General features: G+C 64.9%; 18 protein-coding genes. 12 read left to right on the top strand and 6 right to left on the bottom strand.

Translation table 11 applies throughout. The features are described 5' to 3' along the window. Window positions 1-343: 343 nt before the first annotated feature. Window positions 344-1,135, bottom strand: a complete 792-nt coding sequence (locus QA600_RS20155) for a creatininase family protein (protein WP_278293720.1) — start codon at window positions 1,133-1,135, stop codon at window positions 344-346. Window positions 1,136-1,267: 132 nt separating this feature from the next. Here QA600_RS20155 and nikR point away from each other — a divergent pair, with 132 nt between their 5' ends. The 4 genes from nikR to QA600_RS20135 all read left to right on the top strand — a co-directional run bounded on the left by nikR (window position 1,268) and on the right by QA600_RS20135 (window position 3,895). Continuing rightward, complete coding sequence (nikR, locus tag QA600_RS20150) at window positions 1,268-1,705, top strand: nickel-responsive transcriptional regulator NikR (RefSeq protein ID WP_278293719.1); 438 nt, start codon at window positions 1,268-1,270, stop codon at window positions 1,703-1,705. A gap of 66 nt (window positions 1,706-1,771) precedes the next feature. After that, window positions 1,772-2,149, top strand: coding sequence for a cupin domain-containing protein (locus tag QA600_RS20145; RefSeq protein WP_278293718.1), 378 nt, complete (start codon window positions 1,772-1,774; stop codon window positions 2,147-2,149). 334 nt (window positions 2,150-2,483) lie between these two features. Next, window positions 2,484-2,666 (top strand): hypothetical protein, encoded by a 183-nt coding sequence (locus QA600_RS22845; protein ID WP_345782042.1) that lies wholly within the window; start codon window positions 2,484-2,486, stop codon window positions 2,664-2,666. A gap of 77 nt (window positions 2,667-2,743) precedes the next feature. Then, window positions 2,744-3,895 (top strand): acyl-CoA dehydrogenase, encoded by a 1,152-nt coding sequence (locus tag QA600_RS20135; protein ID WP_278293717.1) that lies wholly within the window; start codon window positions 2,744-2,746, stop codon window positions 3,893-3,895. Window positions 3,896-3,955: 60 nt separating this feature from the next. On the opposite strand, the gene QA600_RS20130 is transcribed toward QA600_RS20135, so the two are convergent. Both QA600_RS20130 and QA600_RS20125 read right to left on the bottom strand, forming a co-directional pair. Beyond that, window positions 3,956-4,516: a HalX domain-containing protein gene (locus QA600_RS20130; RefSeq protein WP_278293716.1), complete on the bottom strand. Its 561-nt coding sequence runs from the start codon at window positions 4,514-4,516 to the stop codon at window positions 3,956-3,958. A 158-nt stretch (window positions 4,517-4,674) separates the two neighbouring features. After that, window positions 4,675-6,654 carry a 3-hydroxyacyl-CoA dehydrogenase/enoyl-CoA hydratase family protein gene (locus QA600_RS20125; RefSeq protein WP_278293715.1) on the bottom strand — a complete coding sequence of 660 codons (1,980 nt, stop codon included), beginning with the start codon at window positions 6,652-6,654 and terminating at the stop codon, window positions 4,675-4,677. Window positions 6,655-6,769: 115 nt separating this feature from the next. On the opposite strand from QA600_RS20125, the gene QA600_RS20120 reads away from it, so the two are divergent. Together QA600_RS20120 and QA600_RS20115 are read left to right on the top strand one after the other, a co-directional pair. Continuing rightward, the gene (locus QA600_RS20120; RefSeq protein WP_278293714.1) at window positions 6,770-7,921 is read left to right on the top strand and encodes an acyl-CoA dehydrogenase family protein; all 1,152 of its coding nucleotides are present in this window, start codon (window positions 6,770-6,772) and stop codon (window positions 7,919-7,921) included. A gap of 89 nt (window positions 7,922-8,010) precedes the next feature. Next, a complete protein-coding gene (locus tag QA600_RS20115) occupies window positions 8,011-9,336 on the top strand; it encodes a DUF362 domain-containing protein (protein ID WP_278293713.1) in 1,326 nt (441 codons plus the stop codon). Window positions 9,337-9,368: 32 nt separating this feature from the next. Here QA600_RS20115 and QA600_RS20110 read toward each other — a convergent pair whose 3' ends face one another. After that, window positions 9,369-9,959 carry a hypothetical protein gene (locus QA600_RS20110; protein ID WP_278293712.1) on the bottom strand — a complete coding sequence of 197 codons (591 nt, stop codon included), beginning with the start codon at window positions 9,957-9,959 and terminating at the stop codon, window positions 9,369-9,371. Between the two features lie 57 nt (window positions 9,960-10,016). On the opposite strand from QA600_RS20110, the gene QA600_RS20105 reads away from it, so the two are divergent. Both QA600_RS20105 and QA600_RS20100 read left to right on the top strand, forming a co-directional pair. Beyond that, window positions 10,017-10,775, top strand: coding sequence for a helix-turn-helix domain-containing protein (locus tag QA600_RS20105; protein WP_278293711.1), 759 nt, complete (start codon window positions 10,017-10,019; stop codon window positions 10,773-10,775). A 56-nt stretch (window positions 10,776-10,831) separates the two neighbouring features. Continuing rightward, window positions 10,832-13,354, top strand: a complete 2,523-nt coding sequence (locus QA600_RS20100) for a heavy metal translocating P-type ATPase (protein ID WP_278293710.1) — start codon at window positions 10,832-10,834, stop codon at window positions 13,352-13,354. 3 nt (window positions 13,355-13,357) lie between these two features. Here the strand turns inward: QA600_RS20100 and QA600_RS20095 are convergent, their stop codons facing one another. Next, complete coding sequence (locus QA600_RS20095) at window positions 13,358-13,615, bottom strand: hypothetical protein (RefSeq protein WP_278293709.1); 258 nt, start codon at window positions 13,613-13,615, stop codon at window positions 13,358-13,360. Between the two features lie 966 nt (window positions 13,616-14,581). Here QA600_RS20095 and QA600_RS20090 point away from each other — a divergent pair. Next, complete coding sequence (locus QA600_RS20090) at window positions 14,582-14,986, top strand: hypothetical protein (RefSeq protein WP_278293708.1); 405 nt, start codon at window positions 14,582-14,584, stop codon at window positions 14,984-14,986. 40 nt (window positions 14,987-15,026) lie between these two features. On the opposite strand, the gene QA600_RS20085 is transcribed toward QA600_RS20090, so the two are convergent. Further along, window positions 15,027-15,563, bottom strand: coding sequence for a metal-dependent hydrolase (locus tag QA600_RS20085; protein ID WP_278293707.1), 537 nt, complete (start codon window positions 15,561-15,563; stop codon window positions 15,027-15,029). Between the two features lie 156 nt (window positions 15,564-15,719). Here QA600_RS20085 and QA600_RS20080 point away from each other — a divergent pair, with 156 nt between their 5' ends. From QA600_RS20080 to QA600_RS20070, 3 genes are all read left to right on the top strand, one after another. Further along, window positions 15,720-17,576 carry an FAD-dependent oxidoreductase gene (locus QA600_RS20080; RefSeq protein ID WP_278293706.1) on the top strand — a complete coding sequence of 619 codons (1,857 nt, stop codon included), beginning with the start codon at window positions 15,720-15,722 and terminating at the stop codon, window positions 17,574-17,576. An 87-nt stretch (window positions 17,577-17,663) separates the two neighbouring features. Continuing rightward, window positions 17,664-18,257, top strand: coding sequence for a DNA-3-methyladenine glycosylase 2 family protein (locus tag QA600_RS20075; RefSeq protein ID WP_278293705.1), 594 nt, complete (start codon window positions 17,664-17,666; stop codon window positions 18,255-18,257). A 47-nt stretch (window positions 18,258-18,304) separates the two neighbouring features. Further along, window positions 18,305-19,489 carry a hypothetical protein gene (locus tag QA600_RS20070; RefSeq protein ID WP_278293704.1) on the top strand — a complete coding sequence of 395 codons (1,185 nt, stop codon included), beginning with the start codon at window positions 18,305-18,307 and terminating at the stop codon, window positions 19,487-19,489. The last annotated feature ends 3 nt before the right edge of the window (window positions 19,490-19,492 follow it).

Genomic DNA, 19,492 nt, shown 5'->3' with positions numbered 1-19,492 from the left:
AAGAGTGGGGGAGGTTGGCGGAGTATGATCGGTTCACACTCACTTGAATCGTCTATCGTATATGGGTCCAGTTCGGCGAGCCGAATCGCGGACCGATCGGGCGTCACCGAACTACCAAGGCTCACATCAGAACTCATCTATACGGCGGACCGCAGGGGTGAGCTCCTCATCTTCTTCGTACTATAACGAAGTCCCCGGTCACTACATAAGGCCTTCGAACGCAATCCTCGCCGGGAGGGAGTCACAAACACGTTGCCGTCGTGCGATTCGAAAACAGCGATGTGACGAAATTTCGACCGGTAATAGAACATTAAGGGACGATACGCTCGAGAGGACGCCGCGTTCAACGATCACGAGCAGGTCGTGGATCGACATGAGGTTTTGCGACGAGGTCGTCGAAGGGCTTCTCATCGAGCCACTCGAGCAACGCAACGAGCTGGTCGGTCGCCGCCTCGAACAGCTCCGCCCCGATCTCGGGGGTCGCGTCGGTCTGGTCCCCGAAGACGCCGTTAGGGCTGTTCTCGATCGAATCGTAGAACGTCGCCGCCCCGTGGACGCGTTCCGCGTCGTAATCGAACGTCGCGCCGCCGTCACGAGCGTCCTCAAGGCGGTCCTCGCGGACCAGTTCTTGAGCGATGTGCATGATCATCGCTGTCTCCTTCGGGCCGCCGTGGGGGCCCGGCGTCTCGAAGACATCCCGTATGAGCTCTGGAATCGACTCGTCCCACATCCACTCGATAGCGTAGGCCGTCCCGTCCCGGTGGAGCCGGCTGCCGACCTCGCGCAGGTGGGTGACGTTCCCGCCATGAGCGTTGACGTAGACGATTCGATCGATCCCGTGGTAGGTGAGGTTCCGAGAGAGACTTTCGACGTAGTCCCGAAATACCGGTGGGTCGACCCACATCGTGCCGTGAAACTGTCTGTGGTGAGCGCTTACGCCGATCGGTACCACGGGCGTACAGAGGTGACCCGTTCGATCGGTCGCCGCGCGGGCGAGCGCCTCCGCGATCAGGTAGTCGGTTCCCTCGGGGAGATGCGGTCCGTGCTGTTCGGTCGATCCGAGTGGAACGACCGCGAGCGATTCGTCAGTGACGTAACCGGCGAGGTCGGGCCAGGTCTGGTGCGGGAGGAACATGTCGTACCGTTGTTTCGGACGGGCAAAACGTTACGTTACCGCTTCGTCGCTTGCGGGGACGTGCAGCGTCCGAACCACCGCTGGAGGCGAAATATGGTAAGCCTTAATAGTTAAACGCCACCGAGTTATTATATGGCAGTCGTTAGCGTCTCGATGCCGGACGAACTCCTCGAGCGACTCGACGAGTTCGCCGACGAGCACGGGTACACCGGCCGAAGCGAGGTCGTCAGGGAAGCGTCTCGAAACCTTCTGGGTGAGTTCGAAGACACTCGCCTCGAGGATCGGGAACTGATGGGGATCGTCACCGTTCTCTTCGACTACGAGACGACGACCGTCGAGGAGCGGATGATGAAGCTGCGACACGAACACGAGGATCTCGTCGCCTCGAACTTCCATAGCCACGTCGGCGACCACTACTGCATGGAGCTGTTCGTCCTGGAGGGACAGCTCGAGGACATCTCGACGTTCGTCGGGAAGATTCGGGCGACCAAGGACGCCCTGACCGTCGACTACTCGGTCACCCCCGTCGACAGCTTCGACCCGATCTCGCAGGACGGCCACGGCCAGTAACGACCCCGCAGACCGGAGTGTGCGAAGAACGCGTACCTTTACTGGGTTCCCGTCGTACGGTCACCCATGTCTTACCGCAAGGTCAACTACGAGGACGTCGATCAAGTCTCGAGCGCGATGCACTTTCTCAGCGATCCCCTCGAGACCGAGCAGGTCGGCGTCACGGTCGCGCGCTGCGATCCGGGCTGGAAGAGTCAGCCGCACGATCACGCCGACAACGAACACGAAGAGGTGTACGTCCTCATCGAGGGGCAGGCTACCGTGATCGTCGACGACGATCCGGTGGAGATGGAGACCGGCGACGCGCTCTGGATCCCGCCGGAGTCGACCCGACAGATCCGAAACGGGGACGACGAGAGTGCGTTCGTACTCGTCAGCGCGCCCGGGATCGCCGACGAGGAAGGCGAGAACGGCGAGTGGTTGCTCTCGGGCTTTGCCGGCTGAGCGGGGAGACGTTTAGTGTCTCGACGGCGTGTCCGGTGACGGGTGAGTCGCTATTTATTCGATCCACCACGCAGTCGTCTCGTTCGTCGTTTCTAGCGTCGTCGTCATTGCGGTCGGCTCGATCGAACTCGTTGGCGCGATCGTTCCCGCGGCCGCAATCGTCGTCTACGGGACGATCGTCGGCGTCGCTATCGATCTCGATCACTTCGTTATCGCTCGGTTCGAGGCCGGAACGTGGGACGCCCTTCGCTTCTGTCTCACCAACCCGATCGCCGCGTTCACCGATCAGGACAGGATCTTCGAGCGCGGTGACGTCGGCGCGCTCTCCCGGCTGTTGAGCCACCTGCTGCTCGCGGGACTCGCCGTCTCCGGGACGGCGCTCGTGAGCGCGCCGCTTGCGCTCGTGACGGGCACGGTCCTCTACGCACACATCGTCACCGACGTCGCCTGGGACATCCGACGACTGCGGCGACGATCGAACGTTACGACGGACGAGATCGTCCCCCCGTCTCGGTAGCTCGCTCGAGGCAGGTCCGACGCGAGCTTGCACCGTTGGGCGTCGATTATTTGGGAGTTCCCGACAAGGGATGAATTGTGAATCTTCTCGATTCCAGTATCGTTCCGGAGCACGCACACGACATCAAAGACGAGGCCCGCGAATTCGCTCGCGAGCACATCGAACCTAACGCCCAGGAGTACTTCCAGGCGGGCGAGTACCCCCACGAGATCCTCGAGGCCGGCCAGGAGGCGAATCTGGTCGCCCAGGACATCCCGGAAGAGTGGGGCGGACGCGGGCTCGATCTTCCACAGCTACTCGCGCTCACCGAGGAGTTCTACCGGGCCGACGCCGGAATCGCGCTGACGCTGCAGTTGGCGAGTTTTGGCTGCGAGATCACGTACGAGTACGGCACCGACGAGCAGTGCGAGGAGTACATTCGACCGGTCGCCGAGGGCGACCAGATCTCGGGGCTCGCCGTCTCCGAACCCGAGACGGGCAGCGATCTCGCGGGGATGCAAACTCGTGCCGAAAAGGACGGCGACGAGTACGTGATCAACGGCGAGAAGTACTGGATCGGTAACGGCGTCGAAGCCGACTGGATCACCCTCTACGCGCGCACCGGCGACGACGAGGACAACCACTACGGCAACCACTCGATGTTCATCGTGCCGACCGACGCCAAGGGGTACGAGGCCGAACACATCCCCGAGAAGATGGCGATGCGAGCCTCCAAGCAGGCCCATATCACCTTTGACGACTGTCGGATTCCCGAGGAGAACCTGATCGGCCACGAGGGGGCCGGGTTCATGATGCTCGCCGACTTCTTCAACCACGGTCGCGTGATCGTCTCCGGCCACGGCCTCGGCATCGCCGCTGCCGCCATCGAGGAAGCCTGGGAGTTCAGCCATGACCGCGAGGAGTTCGGTCGGACGATAAACGAGTTCCAGGCGGTCCAGCACGGACTCGCCGACATGTTGATCGACTTCGAGAGCGCGCGCTCGCTCACCTGGCGGGCGTGTGAAAATGTCGCAAACAACGACCACGCCGGCTACTGGGCGGCGCTGGCGAAGACGACGGCGACCGAGGCTGCCGTCGACGTCTCCGAACAAGGGATGCAGTTCCACGGCGGGCGATCGGTTCTGGACGAGCGACGGATCGCCCGAGTCTACCGGGACGCACGGATTCCGGTGATCTACGAGGGAGCCAACGAGGTCCAGCGGAACCTGATCTACGGGCAGGCACCCTGAGTCGGCTCCCGCTCGAGTTCGAGTTCGAGGAGCTGCGCTTCGAGCGGTACGACAACCGGGTCAAATATCCTCGAACGCGCCGACGAAGTCGTCGTGCGTCGAGAACTCCGTGACGGTCTCGTCGAGCCGTCCCTCGAGGTCGTCGACCCGGTCACAGAGCTTCCGGTACTCCTCGTTGTCCGCGAGTTCCGATTCCTCCTTCTCCGATTCCAGCAGCGCCTTCTTCGAGACGAGCGCGTAGTAGTCCTGGACCGCCGACTGGTACGCCGACCGGTTGGCGACGGACTCGACCAGTTCGAGAAGTTCGTCCTTCGAGACGGGTTTGACGAGGTAGTCGTCGAATCCCATCTCGATGATATCGAAGTCGGGATCGACCGCCGTGACCATAATGACCCGACAGTCATACCCGTTCTCGCGGATCCGCTCGAGCACCTCGTCGCCGGACTGGCCCGGCATCCGCCGATCGAGGAGGACGACGTCGAACGAGTCGTCCAGCGTCTCGAGCGCGGCCGACCCGTCGTAGGCCGTTTCGGTCGTCCACTCGGAACCGAGCCAGGTTGCAAAGAGATCTGCAAGCTGTGACTCGTCGTCGACGACGAGCACGCGCCGCTCATTACGCATAGAGTTGTCCTCGGTTTCCATCATCGATTACAGCCACGCATCATAAATAGTTGCTCCGTGTGATAAATCTCGCGACCGAACGGGGACCGACCCCGCTGTAGACGGGCAAAGCAAAGTACGCCGATACACTCGTCGCGTGTAACGGTAAAGCCGTTAGCTCACTTCCCCTGGAAGTCGGGGTCCCCATCACCCATGAACGCCGTGATTCCCTCCATCAAATCGTCGGTTGCCATCAGCTGTCCGAACGCCGACGCTTCGTACTCCAGACCGGCATCGGTGTCGTGGCGGCCGGCGAGCATCGCACGCTTGGTGTATTTCGTCGCGATCGGAGGTCCGCCGGCCAGATCAGCAGCCAACTCGAACGCACGGTCCTTGAGTTCAGCGTCGTCGACGACGTCAGTGACAAAGCCGAACCGTTTCATTTTCTCAGCCTCGTAGCGCTCGGCGGTGAGGATGATCTCTTTCGCCGGCCCCTCGCCGATGACGTTCGCGAGCCGCTGGGTGCCGCCCCAGCCGGGGATCAGCCCAAGATCGAGTTCGGGCTGTCCGAACTCCGATCGCTTGCTCGCAACGCGGATGTCCGCACAGGTCGACAGTTCCATGCCACCGCCCAGACAGTAGCCGTCGATCCCTGCGACAACGGGCAGCTCTGAGGATTCGAGCTTGCCGAACGTGGACTGTCCCTTCTTCGAGAGTTCGACAGCGCTAAGCGGATCTGCACCGCCCGCGGCCATGCTCTGGACGTCCGCGCCCGCGGAGAACGCGCGGTCGCCCTCGCCGGTGAGGAGAATCGATCGGACCTCGTCGTCGTCCTCGAGCAGCTCGATCGCCTCCTCGAGCTCGTCGAGCAGCTCCTCACTGATGGTGTTCATGCGGTGTGGTCGGTCGAGTACGATGTGGCCGACCATCTCGCCGGGGTACTCGACGCGGATCGCGTCGAACTCGGGGGTGCCGTCGCCATCCACACCGGACTGGTCGTAGAACCCGCCCTCGGCGGCTCGCTCCTCGAGGTAGTCGGCGGGCTCGTAGCGCTCGTGGCCCGTTGCCTCGTAGGCGTCCTCGAGGGCCTCGAGAGCGTTCTCGAGGCCGAACTCATCGGCCAGTTTGACGGGACCGTCGGGGAAGCCCGCGCCGAGCTTGGTCGCCTCGTCGATCGATTCGGGCGGGGCAACGTCGCCGCCGATCAGCTTCGCGGCCTCGTTGGCCATCGTGGCGACGAGGCGCTTCTCGACGAGGTCGGACTGCTCGTCGGTCGGGATATCGGCGCCGTCGCCGTCCTCGTAGTCGTAGAAGCCCTTCCCGGTCTTCTTGCCGAGCTCCTCGTTTTCGACCTTGCGCTCGAGCAGCGGGCAGGGTTCGTAGGCCTCGCCGAGAACTTCGTGCATGTACTCGAGGACGTGGTAGCTGACGTCGTTGCCGACCTGGTCACCGAGTTCGAAACTGCCCATCGGCAGCCCCATCCCGTACTTCGTCGTCGAGTCGACCTCGGCGATGGTGGCCTCGCCCTCCTCGACGAGCCAGCAGGCCTCGTTCATCAGCGGGACGAGGATGCGGTTGACGATGAAGCCGGGCGAGTCCTTGTGGACGCGCACGGGCGACTTGTCGAACTCCTCGGCCAGGGACTCGACGACCTCGAGGGTTTCCTCGTCGGTCTCGGCACCCGAGATCACTTCGACCAGCGGCATCCGGACCGGCGGGTTGAAGAAGTGCATCCCGCAGAACTGCTCGGGTCGTTCGGTGACGTCGGCGAGTTCAGTGATCGAGAGGCTCGAGGTGTTAGTCGCAAAGATCGCGTGATCGGGCGCGGCCGCCTCGAGTTCCGAGTAGACGTCCTTCTTGATCTCCATCTTCTCGGGGACGGCCTCGATGACGATGTCGGCGTTGCCGCAGGCCTCCTCCATGTCGACCAGCGGCGTCACGCGCTCCAAGGCGGCGTCGGCTTCCTCCTGGGAGAGCTGGTCGCTCTCGGCGAGTTTGTTCAGCGACCACTCGATCTGGTCGTAGCCGTCCTGGACGAACTCCTCCTTGATATCGCGCATGGCGACGTCGTAGCCGGCCATCGCGGCGACCTCCGCGATACCGTGTCCCATGTTGCCCGCTCCAAGAACTGCGACGGTGTTGATATCGTCGATCTCCATGGTATCGTATGCGATGGGGACCCGTTTGAACGTTTCCCTCTTTCGTAAATGAAACTACAGTTCCGTTTACTTCCGGTTACAAACATCTTTATCGAATCGTAGATAACTATCGTCCATGGAATTCGGGCTCTCCGAAGAACAGCAGCAGATCCGCGACGAGGTCACGCGATTCGCGGAGAACGAGATCGTTCCCGTCGCCGGCGAGTACGACGAGGAAGAGAAGTATCCCCACGACGTTATCGACAAGGCCGCCGAGATGGGACTGACCGGCGCCTACATCCCGATGGACTACGGCGGGGCCGGCTACTCCATCCTCGACACCGCGATCATCACGGAGGAGCTGTTCTCCTACGATCCCGGCATCGCGCTCTCGATCGTCTCGACGTCCTTCGGCTGTGAGGCGATCATGAACTTCGGGACCGAAGACCAGAAGGAACGGTTCCTCGAGCCCGTCGCGATGGGCGAGAAGATCTCTGGCGCGGCGATCTCCGAACCCGACACCGGCTCCGACGTTTCCTCGGTCTCGACACGGGCCGAGAAGGATGGCGATGAGTGGGTGATAAACGGGAACAAGATGTGGATCACCAACGGCACCGTCGGCGACTTCTTCGTCGTGCTCTGTGAGACCAACCCCGACGCCGAGGGTCGGTACAACGGGTTCAGCCAGATCGTCGTCGAGTCCGACCGGGACGGCTTCTCGGCGGAGAAGATCACCGGCAAACTCGGTATTCGAGCCTCCGACACCGCCGAACTCGTCTTCGACAACGTTCGCGTTCCCGAGGAGAACCTCGTCGGGACGAAAGACGCCGCGTTCATGCAGCAGATGCAGTTCTTCGACGAGACCCGAACGGCGGTGGCCGCCCAGGGCGTCGGTATCGCGAAGGGAGCGACCCGCGCGGCCCTCGAGTACGCTCAGGACCGCGAGCAGTTCGGCAAGTCGATCTCGGAGTTCCAGGCGATCCAGCACAAGCTCGCCGAGATGGCGACCGACACCGAAGCCGCGCGCAACCTGACCTACAAGTCCGCCTGGAAGGTCGACCAGGGCGAAGACATCACCAAACTCGCCTCGATGGCCAAGGAGTACGCCTCCCGAGTTGCCGTCGATGTCGCCGACGAGGCCGTCCAGATCCACGGCGGCGCCGGCTACGTCAATGACTTCCCCGTCGAACGGTTCTACCGCGACGCCAAGATCACACAGATCTACGAGGGAACGAGCGAGATCCAGAAGAACGTCATCGCCCGCGAGATGCTCGGCAAGGGGTTCTAACCGCTCCGAAACCGTGGTCGTCGGCCACCGACCGCCAGCCGACCCGAACCCTCGGTACGTTTTTCTCACTCTCCCCGCACTGTTCGTGCATGATCGATGATCTCACGGTATCGGAGTCGACGGTCCGGACCGCCTGCGGGGACGTCGCGCTCCCGGAGATGGGCGTCCTCGAGCAGCGCTGGGAGACCGAGCCGATCGCGCCCGAATCCGTCGCCGACGAGGCCGCTGCGGCGGTCGGGGACCTCGAGCTCGAGGACGTTCCCCCGGGCGGCGAGGTCGCCGTCGGCGCCGGAAGCCGCGGCATCGCCAACCTCCCGGAGATCGTCGGCGGCGTCGTCGACGGGTTACGGGAACGAGGGTACGAGCCGTTCGTCTTCCCGGCGATGGGCAGCCACGGCGGGGCGACCGCGGAGGGCCAGCGCGAGAAGCTCGCAACCCTCGGCGTCACGGAGGAGGCGATCGGCTGCGAGATCCGCGCCACGATGGACGTCGTCACGATCGGCGAGACGCCCGAGCGGGAGGTCCCGGTGTACGCGGACGCCTACGCCGTCGAGGCCGACGCGATCGTTCCGGTGAACCGCATCAAACCCCACACTGACTTCGGCGGGGACGTCGAGAGCGGGCTCTCGAAGATGCTCGTCATCGGGATGGGGAAACAGCGGGGCGCAAAGATGGCCCACGACTGGGCCGTCGACTGGAGCCTGCGGAACATGTTGCCCGAGATCACCGACCGGCTTCTCGAGTCGCTGCCCGTCGCCGGCGGCGTAGCGATCGTCGAGGACCAACACGACGAGACGACACACATCGAGGGCGTCCCGCCGTCGGGCTTTCTTGAGCGCGAAGCGGAGCTGCTCGAGTTGGCCTGGGAGCTCATGCCGAAACTCCCTTTCGCGGAGCTGGACGCCCTCGTCGTCGATCAGCTGGGCAAGGACGTCAGCGGGCAGGGGATGGACACCAACGTAACGGGGCGGCGCCACTTCACGATCAACGAACCCGAACCCGAGACGGCCGAGATCAAGCGCATCTTCGTCCGCGGATTCACCGGGAAGACGAAGGGGAACGCGATGGGGATGGGTCAGGCCGACTTCGCCCACCGCGACGTGCTTGCGGGTCTGGACTGGTCGAAGTCGCTGATCAACGCGATCACCGCCAGTACGGTGCGTGGGGTACGGCTCCCGCCCGTGGTCGAGACCGATCGGGCCGGACTGATCGCGACCCTCGGAACGATCGGTCCCGTTCCGGGCGAGGAGGCTCGCGTTCTCAGGGTGACCGATACGATGCGCCTGAAGCGGTGTTACGCCTCGGCACCGCTGATCGAGGCCGCGCGCGAACGCGAGGACCTCCGAGTCGTGAGCGAGCCGGCCCCGCTCGAGTTCGAGGAAAACGGAAGCTTCGTCGCCGCCTCGCCGGACTGAGGCGGCGGTTTCGGACGGTTGGCGGGGATGTCTCAGTTATCACTGTCGGAGTCAGTGTCACCGTCGTCACTGTCCGAGTCTGTGTCGCCGTCATCGCTATCCGAATCGGTATCACCGTCGTCGCTGTCGAAGTCCGTGTCACCGTCGTCGCCGTCCGAATCAGTATCTCCGTCGTCGCTGTCCGAGTCGGTATCGCCGTCGTCTCGATCCAAATCAGTATCGCCGTTCCCGGACTCGTCGGCCGACTGGCTTTCGTCGGTGCCCGTAATGTCATCTGCCTCGCTCGCTCCGCCGTCCGTGGTCGTTTCCTCGGCGAGCCTCGGGGCGTCTCGAGCCGACGTCGCTTCCGCTGCGCTCTCGTCCGCGTTCGCCGAGCGCTTTTCTGCATCCGCCGAACGCTCGTCTCGGACGTACTCAGCGGCCGGTTTGTCCGCGAGGACGTAGAGGATCACGGGCGGAAGGACGTAGGAAGCGATCGCGGGTACGACGAACACGTCGTCGACGAACATCAACAACCCAAAGATCGCCAGTCCCGCGGTTGCGGCCGCGTGTACTCCCGTCTTCGTGTACGAGAGGTAGAACTGCCACAACCCACGAAACCACCGCGTCACAGCCGAGTTCACTACCCGGACTACGCGAGCGACCGGGAACCCTTTTTCGCGTGCACCCGTAGGACGGGCATGAGAGAATTCGTCTTCGCCCTCGAGTACGACCCGGGGACGAATCCGGTCGCCGATGTGCTCGCCGAGTACCCGGACGCGTCGATCAGATCGCTGTCGTACCATGCCACGGAGGATAGCCTCTGGCGGGTCGACCACGCCGACGGCCCTCGGGAGGCGCTGGAAGCGCTCGAGGACGCCTACGCGAACGCGGAGTACTTTGCGGACTGTCTCGTCAAGAACGACTGTGGCGCCGACTGCGAGACGCAGATCCTCGATCGCTCGAGCAGCGAGCTCGTCGTCTACACCTACTGGGATCGCACCGACGCCTGCACGTCGGTCCCCCACGTCGCACTCGACCACCTCGGGGACGGACTCCTGTTCGAAACCTACCGCGAAGGACGCCGATACCGCTGGCGGATCGTCCTGGCCAGTGACGCGCCGATCCACGACTTCTTCGACGCCCTGGGCGAGGAGGTCGGCGAGTGTACGGGGATGGAGATGCTACGACTGACGGAGCTCGATCCGGACCGCCGCGACGACGCCGACGACGACTCGCTACCGACCGAGCAACGCGAGGCGCTCCGGGCAGCCGTCGAGCGGGGTTACTACGAGACGCCCCGCCGGATCGAACTCTCGGAGCTTGCCGAGAAGCTCGACGTGCCGCGCTCGACGCTGTCCTATCGGCTTCGTCGGGCCGAAGCCGCCCTCGCGACCGCGTTCGTCGACGAGGACTCCGTCGAGGCGCTGGCGGCGCCCGGTTCGGAGGGGACGCTCTGAGGAAGTTGGCGCACGCCAAATAACCCGTATCCCGGTCGACCGGTTACGAGTAGGTGATGACCGACGACGTCGCCCCGACCGGCTCGAGTCGCACCCTCGAGCTACGGGTTCCCGGGATGGACTGTCCCTCCTGTGCGAAGAAGGTGCGAAACAGCGTCGAACGCCTCGAGGGGATCGGCGAGATCGACCCCCGCGTGACCAGTGGCCGCCTCGTCGTCGAGTACGACCCCACCCGAACCGACGAGGCGGCGATCCGCGAGCGCGTCCGCGCGGCCGGCTACACCATTGAGTCCGCAGCCGCGGAGCGCACGTTTTCGGTCCCGGAGATGGACTGTCCCACCTGCGCGACGAAAGTCGAGCACGCGCTGGCCGACCTCGAGGACGTCAACGGGGTCGAGACCCGGCCCGCAACGGGTCGCGTCACCGTCTCGACTGGCGATGAAACCGACGCCGAGACCGTCATCGAGGCGATCGGGTCCGCCGGTTATGAGGCGACGCCGATCGCCGACGAAGACGGAGCGATGGCCGAGTCAACCGCCGTCTGGCGGAGCCGTCGAGCCGTCGGGACGGGAATCGGTGCCGTCCTCGTCGCGGTCGGGCTGGTCCTCGAGTTCGTCCTGCCCGCGCTCGATCCGACTCTCGGAACGCTCGCGGGCCGCTCGTACGAACTCTCCCACGTCCTCTTCATCACGGCCGCGACTGTCGCCGGCGTTCCCATCCTCCGAAATGGGTACTACTCGGCGCGAAATCGGAGCCTGGACATCGACTTCCTGATGAGCGCCGGGATCGTCGCCTCGGTCGCCGCCCACCACCCCAAGGAGGGGGCACTGCTCGCGGTGCTGTTCTCGATCGCGGAGCTCCTCGAGCGGTTCTCGATGGACCGCGCCCGGGACTCGCTGCGGGAGCTAATGGAGCTCTCGCCCGATACTGCCACGGTTCGCCGCGAGGACGGCTCCGAGGAGACAGTTCCGGCCGACGAGCTCGCGGTCGGCGACCGCGTCGTCGTCCGGCCCGGCGAGAAGGTCCCGGCCGACGGCGTTGCCGTGGAGGGAGCCAGCGCGGTCGATCAGTCGCCGATCACCGGTGAGAGCGTCCCCGCGGACAAGGAACCGGGCGACGAGGTCTACGCCGGGACGATCCTCGAGTCGGGCTACCTCGAGGTCGAGGTCGAGAGCGAGGCCGACGAGTCGACGATCGCCCGGATCGTCCGTATGGTCGAGGACGCCGAGCGTGAGAAGACCGAGCGCGAGCAGTTCATCGACCGCTTTGCGAGCGTCTACACGCCGATCGTCGTGGCCCTCGCGGTCGCGGCCGCGGTGGTTCCGCCGCTCGCGTTCGGCGCCTCCTGGAGCTACTGGTTTATCGTCGGTCTGACGCTGCTCGTGATCTCCTGTCCCTGCGCGCTGGTGATCTCGACCCCTGTCAGCGTCGTCTCGGGGATCACCAGCGCCGCGAAAAACGGCGTGTTGATCAAGGGCGGGCGCCACCTTGAGGCCGTCGGCGAGAGCGACGTCCTCGCGGTCGATAAGACCGGAACGCTGACGACGGGCGAGCTCTCGGTGACCGACGTCGTTCCGCTCGAGGGCGCCAGCGAGGACGAGCTCCTTCGCCGAGCCGGTGCCGCGGAGCATCGAAGCGAACACCCGATCGGGCAGGCGATCGTCGGCTACGCCGAGGAGCGGGGGCTCGAGCCGGACGCGTCCGACGTCTCAGATTTCGAAGCGCTCACCGGGAAGGGCGTCCGCGCCGACGTCGACGGCACCACTCACTACGTCGGCAAGCCAGACCTCTTCGAGGGGCTGACCGACCTCGAGCACGCCCACGCGACCGACGGCGGGGTCGTCCTCGAATCGATGGGGTACGAGGCCGACGCGGACTCGCAGTGCGACCGCGAGGGCTGTCTGGACGTCCTCGGCGACATCGTTCCCGACCTCCAGGCCGAAGGGAAGACCGTCGTGGTCGTCGGCACGGACGAGGGACCGATCGGCGTGATCGGCGTCGCCGACCGCGTGCGTCCGACCGCCGCCTGGACCGTCTCCCGGCTGCAAGAACAGGGCATCCGCGTCGTGATGCTCACCGGCGACAACGAGGGAACCGCCCGAGCGATCGCCGGCGAGGTCGGGATCGAGGAGTACCACGCCGAACTGCTACCCGACGAGAAACTCGAGCTGATTCGAACCCTCGAAAGCGGACACGGCGAAAACCGCGTCGCTATGGTCGGCGACGGCATCAACGACGCGCCCGCGCTGGCGACCGCGGAGGTCGGAATCGCGATGGGCGCCGCAGGAACCGACACCGCCCTCGAGACGGCCGACGTCGCGCTGATGGGCGACGACCTCACCCGCCTGCCCTATCTCTACACGCTCTCGAGGAAGGCAAACGGCGTCATCCGCCAGAACGTCTGGTCGAGTCTCGCGGTGAAGGCCGTTCTCGCCGCAGGTGCGCCGTTCGGGATCGTGACCGTGATCCACGCGGTCGTCATCGGCGACATGGGAATGAGCCTCGGCGTGACGGGTAACGCGATGCGGCTCGCGGGCGTCGAACCCGAAACGCCCGATGCGGACGAGCTCGGCGAGTGAGGTTCAGTCTCGGAGCCAGCGAAGCAGTCCGATCGCACCGACGACGGCGAGGACGACCCACATCGCTGTGACGAGCACGGTGACGAGGAGGACCGCGGGTCCTCGCGGCGCCTCCGAGAACGGACCGAGATCCGGAAGTCCGATGCCAAGCCACTGGACGACGAAGACGCTGACGAAAACGAGGGCGAGGACGACTAGCCGATCCCGGAGCCACCGTCGACTCAGGTAGTAGTCGAGATACGTGTCGTCGTCGCTTTGCATCCGTTCTCAGAGACGGATTCGGTAGAGAAAACTATTGCTCCAGCTCGTCACTGTCCGAAGCTCGTACTGGTCCTCGTATCCGGCTGCCCGAACAGAGGAGCAGTGAGGACCTCGAGGGGTTCGGCGAGAATACGGGTAGCTGGGGACGCGGTTCTTCTGCTGCCGGGTCTGATTCGTTGAGCCCGATTTTCGAACGGTAGTGCCGGTTAGGGCTGGTTTCAGGCGGCGTTCAAGCATCTTGAACGTGCTTCGTGAAGCGACCCGCCGATCGTCGGTACCTGTGGGTTCAGGTCTTTCACCACGTGTTCACACACTTCTCGTAATACTCTTCACAAGTAGGAGCCAAATACAAGATAGCTATGAAAGTTCGAATGAGGATCGACCAAATCTTCAAGAGTCGTTTCGACTGTATCCGGACGTCGGCGGACGGATCCCTCTATCCGTTTGACGCGGTCGGGATCGAGTCCGCTCAGTACCTCGGCGACCAATCGACTGACCCGCGGGCATCAATCTCCATCTCTCGAGACGGCTACGTCGTCGAAATGGACGACTGATCCGCGTCCGTACTAGCACCGTTCTACCGGATTCAGTCGTCGCCTTCACACTCAGTGCCGGCGAGTGATGCCAGTTACCCGTCTTTGTCGGGGATTGGCTCCGCTTACCGCTGGCGAAGGCGAGTCGTGGACTCGAACCACACCGGAGCGCCCCATCTCCATGCAGTGCAGCCGCACTCACCGGAGAAATCTAGACACGGCTGTTTCCCGTGACGCCATCTCTCACACTGCTGTATCGGAGCAGTGACAATCGACTATGGAAGCTATCGCCTCACGGGGACGCAGTACGTCGCTCCCACGACTCGACTGCACCAGTTCGGCTCTCGCGTGTGTCTGACAGCAGCGTTGACTACCGAGGCTGTGTCGCTATCGACTTCCAGTGTTTTTGTACCTACAGGTTGAGCGTGTGGTAATGGCCGACGATCTCAGCGACGGGGCTCGAACTTCATTGCGGAAACACCCACTTATCAAGTACGGGATATCCGTCGTTCTTCTCGCCGTAATCGTCGCGGAGATCGGACTCGACGCATCAACATGGCTCTCGGCACAGCTAGTCGCGGGTCTTCTTGGGAGTGCCGTCGTTGTCGGTATACTATGGCTCGCCGTCGAGCGGACGGCGCTCGGCCGATCAGCCGATCAGGCCTTCCGGCGACACCACCTGCCTGGAGCCCTAGTGATCGTGGTGGTTGTCAGTGTCGGCGGGATTGCCGTCTCGTCTGTGCTCGAGGAGATCCCCCGCCTGTTCGCGCTGGCGGTTACTCTCGGACTGTTCGGTGGAGCAGTGATTCTCGAGGGAGTCACGGACTATCGACAGTAGCGGGGTGTTATGCGCCGCCAGCCCTGAACCCCATCTTCTATCACGATCGGCCGAACAGCCGCCGAATCGGTGCCGTCCCCGGATAGTCGTCGGCCCGCCAGAGCGCGATTCCCGCGACGAGGATGACGGCCTCGAGCCACAGCGTCGTCGCCTCGACGCCGAGGACGGGGACCGTCCCGAGCGGTTTGACCCCGGAGTATGCGGGCATGTACGTGATCGGCCAGAGGAGAAAGCCGAGTTCGTGGAAGTCGCCCCAGAACAGGTGCCACGGGACGTCGGTCGCGATGTGGGAAAGGTAGCCGATCGCGAAGGCAACGCCGAGAATCTCGCGCTCGCGACGTCGCATCACGAGCCAGACGGCGGCGATGACGGGGAGGGCGAAAACTAACGAGTGCATGAACGTCCGGCCCACCGGGGTCACGCCTGCGGCGTGGAGCGGGTGATCGACCAGATCAGGTAGCGCCGCGCCGAAGATGGCGACGAGCGCGGGAAGCTCTGCAGGCGCTTCGTCGCGGCTCCAGCGCGTGTACGCCGCATAACAGAGGTAGCCGACGGCGAGATGAACGACCGGTTGCATTCAATACCGGGTACGGGAACGCCCCCCGTAAACGTCCGGCCGTCGACTGAACTAGGTGGCGACCAAATACCGCCGTAAAACCACCTCAGGGTCGCGAAAACAGCCATTGCATCGTTTGGGGCGGTCCCTAAATCCGCTCGGCACTCAGAGTTACATATGGGACGAACACCCAGCGGTGACGACGGCGAGTCGACGGTCGCGACCGACGTCGCGGGCGTCGAGAACCGTATCGATGGCGGCACCGACGCCGCAGCCAGCGGGCTCGAGTACGACGTCGTCACGACGCCGGTGCTTGTCGTCGGCGCCGGAGCGGCGGGGGCGCGCGTCGCGATCTCGCTCGCCGAAGCGGGCGTTGAGCCGCTGGTGATCGGCAAGCGCGACCACGGCGACGCACACACGACGTGGGCGGCCGGCGGCGTCAACGCCGCGCTTGGCTCGCTCGATCCCGAGGACGACTGGGCGATCCACGCGGCGGACACGCTGAACGAGGGCCATCACCTGAACGATCCCGAGGCCGTCGAACTCACCGCTCGAGAGATGCCCGATCGGATCCACGAACTCGAGGAGTGGGGGATGCCGTTCGACCGCACCGACGACGGGAAGATCAACCAGCGCTACTTCGGCGCCCAGTCGTACCGGCGCACCTGTTTCGTCGGCGACCGCACGGGCGAGGCGATGCTTGGGACACTGATCGACCGAGCACAGGAACTCGAGATCCCCTACCGGGAGAACGTAATGATCACGCGGCTGCTCTCGGACGGCCGGCGGGTCTCAGGAGCCGTCGGCTTCGATATGGAGACCGGTCGCGGCCTGCTCTTCCGGAGCGAGCACGTCGTCCTCGCCGCGGGCGGCTTTTCGGCCCTGTACAACCGTCACTCCTCGCGAGACGACGAGAACAACGGCGACGCCCAGGCGCTTGCGCTCGAGGCCGGCGCCCGGCTGCTCGACGCGGAGTTCGTCCAGTTCCATCCGACCGGGATGGTCGGCGAGCGCTACGGCGAGGAGTGGGACGGCCGCCTGGTGACCGAGGCGGTTCGCGGCGAGGGAGGTCGGCTCTACAACGCGGAGGGCGGGCGGTTCATGGAACGGTACTCGCCCGATCAGATGGAACTCGACGCCCGCGACGTCGTCGCCAGGGCGATCGCCCGGGAGGTCCGTGAGGGACGGGGAACCGAGAACGGCGGCGTCTACCTCGATATCTCCCATCGGGACGACGACTACGTTCGCGACCGACTCCCGTCGATGGTCGAGCGCTTCGAGTCGCTCGGCGTCGACATCACCGAGGAGCCGATGGAGGTCGCGCCGACGGCCCACTACACGATGGGTGGCGTCGACATCGACTTCCAGACCGGCGAAACCGGCGTCGGGGGGCTGTACGCCGTCGGCGAGGCCGTCGCGGGGGTCCACGGTGCGAACCGCCTCGGCGGGAACTCGCTGGCCGAGACCGTCGCGATCGGAAAGCTCGTCGGCGAACACGTCGCGAACGCGGTGGCTCCAGACGACCGCGATCCGGCCGTCGAGGACGGACAGCGCGCGCTCGCCGAGCGCGAATTCCGCGCGCTCGAAACGCTCTCGGCCGCCGACGGCGAGCACACGCCGGAGGCGCTGCTCGAGGAACTCGGCGAACTCCTGTGGGAACACGCCGGAATCCTCCGCGACGAGGCAGGGCTCCGAGAGGGACTCGAACGGCTCGACGAACTGCGTGCGCGAACGGCCGACCTCCGGGTCGACGGCGACCGGACCTCGCGGTCGTTCGAGTACGCCGTCGACCTCTCCGTCAGCCTCACCGCCGCCGAGGTGTTGCTCCGGACAGCGCTCGAGCGGACCGAGTCCCGCGGCGCTCACTACCGAACCGACTACCCGGAGGCGGCGTCGGACTGGCAGGCGAACCTCGTCGTCTCGGTCGACGACGGCGGGTTCTCGATCCGGCGACGTGGCGTCGGTGAGCCGAGCGAGTCGGTCCGGGAGGCACTCGAGGAAGGGTACGAACTCGACTACCACCACCTCGAGTGAGCCTCCGTTGCTGTGAGGCCCGTGTCGGCCCCGCGCAAGCGCGATACATATGGGTTCAGGGTCCTGTACCTTCGCTGGACACACCACATGAGAGAAGAGGCTGAATCCGTCCTCCGTCAGGATCCCGTGATGGCGGAGCTCGTCGAGCGACACGATCCCTACGAGGAGCCGGACTGGACCGAGTACGAGCGACTCTGTATTTCGATCATCAACCAGCAGGTGTCGACCGCCAGCGCGGCGGCGATCCGCGAGCGCGTGTTCGACGTACTCGACGGCGAGGTGACGCCCGAAACCGTCCTGGCCGCCGACGAGGACGCGCTGTACGAGGCCGGGCTCTCCCGGAGCAAGATCGAGTACGTCCGCAACGCGGCCGAGGCCTTTCGGGCGAACGACTACACGCGATCCGGCCTGGCTGACCACACCAACGAGGAGGTGGTCGACGTGCTCACCGAGATCAAGGGCATCGGCGACTGGACTGCCCGGATGTACCTCCTGTTCGTCCTCGATCGCCCCGACATCCTCCCACTCGGCGATCTTGCGGTCCGACGTGGTATCGAGAACCTGTACGCCGACGACGGCGAGGAGCTCACCCGCGCGGAGATGCGCGAGATCGCCGAGACGTGGCGTCCACACCGTAGCGTCGCGACGCGGTACATCTGGGCGGAGTACGAGGCGGAGTAGCAGGCGCCGGCAACGGTCTGAAGCGGTAGCCGGTCGCGAACGTCGGTATGAGAGACGATACGCCCCCCAGTGAGCCGGATCGACGCCGAATAACGACCGACCCCGAGCGGATCCGGGAGTGGGCCGAGACCCGCAACGCCGTTCCCGTAACGGTTCACGCCGACGAAGGGAGCGGCTACTCGTTCGCCCGTCGAGACGACCTCGGCGCGGACCGCGAAACCTACACCTGGGAGGAGTTCCTCGAGCGGTTCGGAGACGAGGATCTGGTCTTCGTCTACCGCGGCGACGAGCCGACGGGCGAGGGGCTGGGCGAGTTCGATCTCGTCGACCGCGAGACGGCGCTCGAGCGGGCCGCCCGCGATCGGAGCGACCTCGAGGACGAACTTCGGCGAGGCGGGACGGTGACGACCGAAGTCCGCGCTCGCGAGGGTGCCGAGACGCGGACCGTCGAGCGCGACGCGCTCGAGAGCGAGGTCGTCGACACCGAGATCGTCGACCGGGAGCTTGTCGGCTCCGAGCTGCTGGATCGAACGGTCGTCGACACCGAGTTCGTCGGCGACGACGTCGTCGAGGTGACGGCGGACGAATCCCGGCTCGAGACGATCGAGGAGGTCGAACGGTACACCGTCGAGAGCCGCGTGGCCGACGGTGACGGCGAGCGCGACGACGACGCACGGATTGACGGGAACGCCCTACTCGACTCCGTCCGTCGGGCGATCCTCGACGGCGACGTCCTGAGTTCGGACGCAAGCGTCGACGAGATCGTCGACCGAAAGCTTCTCCGAAGCGAGCACACGGCGGGTCCCCTCGTTCGGAGCGAGCTGTTCGAGCACCGAACCGCCGAGGAACGGGTCGACGAGCGGATCCGACGGCGATTTTCGCTCGAGGACACAGAGCTACTCGACTCCGCAGTCGTCGACAGGGACGTCCTCGAGGGGGAGTTCGTCGACGCCACGGAGTACGAGGCGACGGCTGCCGACGGCATGGCCGAACTCTCCGAGGACGACCGGGGGAAGGACGTCGTCGACGAACGCGGCGAGCAAGTCGGGATCGTCACCGACGTCGAAGGTGGGGTCGCGTACGTCGATCCCGAGCCAGGACTGACCGATCGGCTCAAGGCGAAACTGAACTGGCTCGAGCGCGACGACGACGACCGCCCGCTCGAGCGGGGACAGCTCGACGAAATCACCGACGACGAACTGGTCGTTCGCCACGGGCTCGAGAACGAGTAGTCG

Origin of the sequence: Natronococcus sp. A-GB1 (assembly GCF_029688845.1) — an archaeon.
GTDB lineage: Archaea > Halobacteriota > Halobacteria > Halobacteriales > Natrialbaceae > Natronococcus.
This window is presented reverse-complemented; position numbering and strand designations above follow the sequence as displayed.

Excerpts from the sequence above, each read along its gene's own strand:
- QA600_RS20080 (WP_278293706.1), top strand. The coding sequence starts at position 15,720 with ATGGGACGAACACCCAGCGGTGACGACGGCGAGTCGACGGTCGCGACC.
- QA600_RS20155 (WP_278293720.1), bottom strand. The coding sequence starts at position 1,135 with ATGTTCCTCCCGCACCAGACCTGGCCCGACCTCGCCGGTTACGTCACT.
- QA600_RS20115 (WP_278293713.1), top strand. The coding sequence starts at position 8,011 with ATGATCGATGATCTCACGGTATCGGAGTCGACGGTCCGGACCGCCTGC.
- QA600_RS20125 (WP_278293715.1), bottom strand. The coding sequence starts at position 6,654 with ATGGAGATCGACGATATCAACACCGTCGCAGTTCTTGGAGCGGGCAAC.
- nikR (WP_278293719.1), top strand. The coding sequence starts at position 1,268 with ATGGCAGTCGTTAGCGTCTCGATGCCGGACGAACTCCTCGAGCGACTC.
- QA600_RS20100 (WP_278293710.1), top strand. The coding sequence starts at position 10,832 with ATGACCGACGACGTCGCCCCGACCGGCTCGAGTCGCACCCTCGAGCTA.
- QA600_RS20120 (WP_278293714.1), top strand. The coding sequence starts at position 6,770 with ATGGAATTCGGGCTCTCCGAAGAACAGCAGCAGATCCGCGACGAGGTC.
- QA600_RS20130 (WP_278293716.1), bottom strand. The coding sequence starts at position 4,516 with ATGCGTAATGAGCGGCGCGTGCTCGTCGTCGACGACGAGTCACAGCTT.
- QA600_RS20090 (WP_278293708.1), top strand. The coding sequence starts at position 14,582 with ATGGCCGACGATCTCAGCGACGGGGCTCGAACTTCATTGCGGAAACAC.
- QA600_RS20085 (WP_278293707.1), bottom strand. The coding sequence starts at position 15,563 with ATGCAACCGGTCGTTCATCTCGCCGTCGGCTACCTCTGTTATGCGGCG.
- QA600_RS20075 (WP_278293705.1), top strand. The coding sequence starts at position 17,664 with ATGAGAGAAGAGGCTGAATCCGTCCTCCGTCAGGATCCCGTGATGGCG.
- QA600_RS20070 (WP_278293704.1), top strand. The coding sequence starts at position 18,305 with ATGAGAGACGATACGCCCCCCAGTGAGCCGGATCGACGCCGAATAACG.
- QA600_RS20145 (WP_278293718.1), top strand. The coding sequence starts at position 1,772 with ATGTCTTACCGCAAGGTCAACTACGAGGACGTCGATCAAGTCTCGAGC.
- QA600_RS20095 (WP_278293709.1), bottom strand. The coding sequence starts at position 13,615 with ATGCAAAGCGACGACGACACGTATCTCGACTACTACCTGAGTCGACGG.
- QA600_RS20105 (WP_278293711.1), top strand. The coding sequence starts at position 10,017 with ATGAGAGAATTCGTCTTCGCCCTCGAGTACGACCCGGGGACGAATCCG.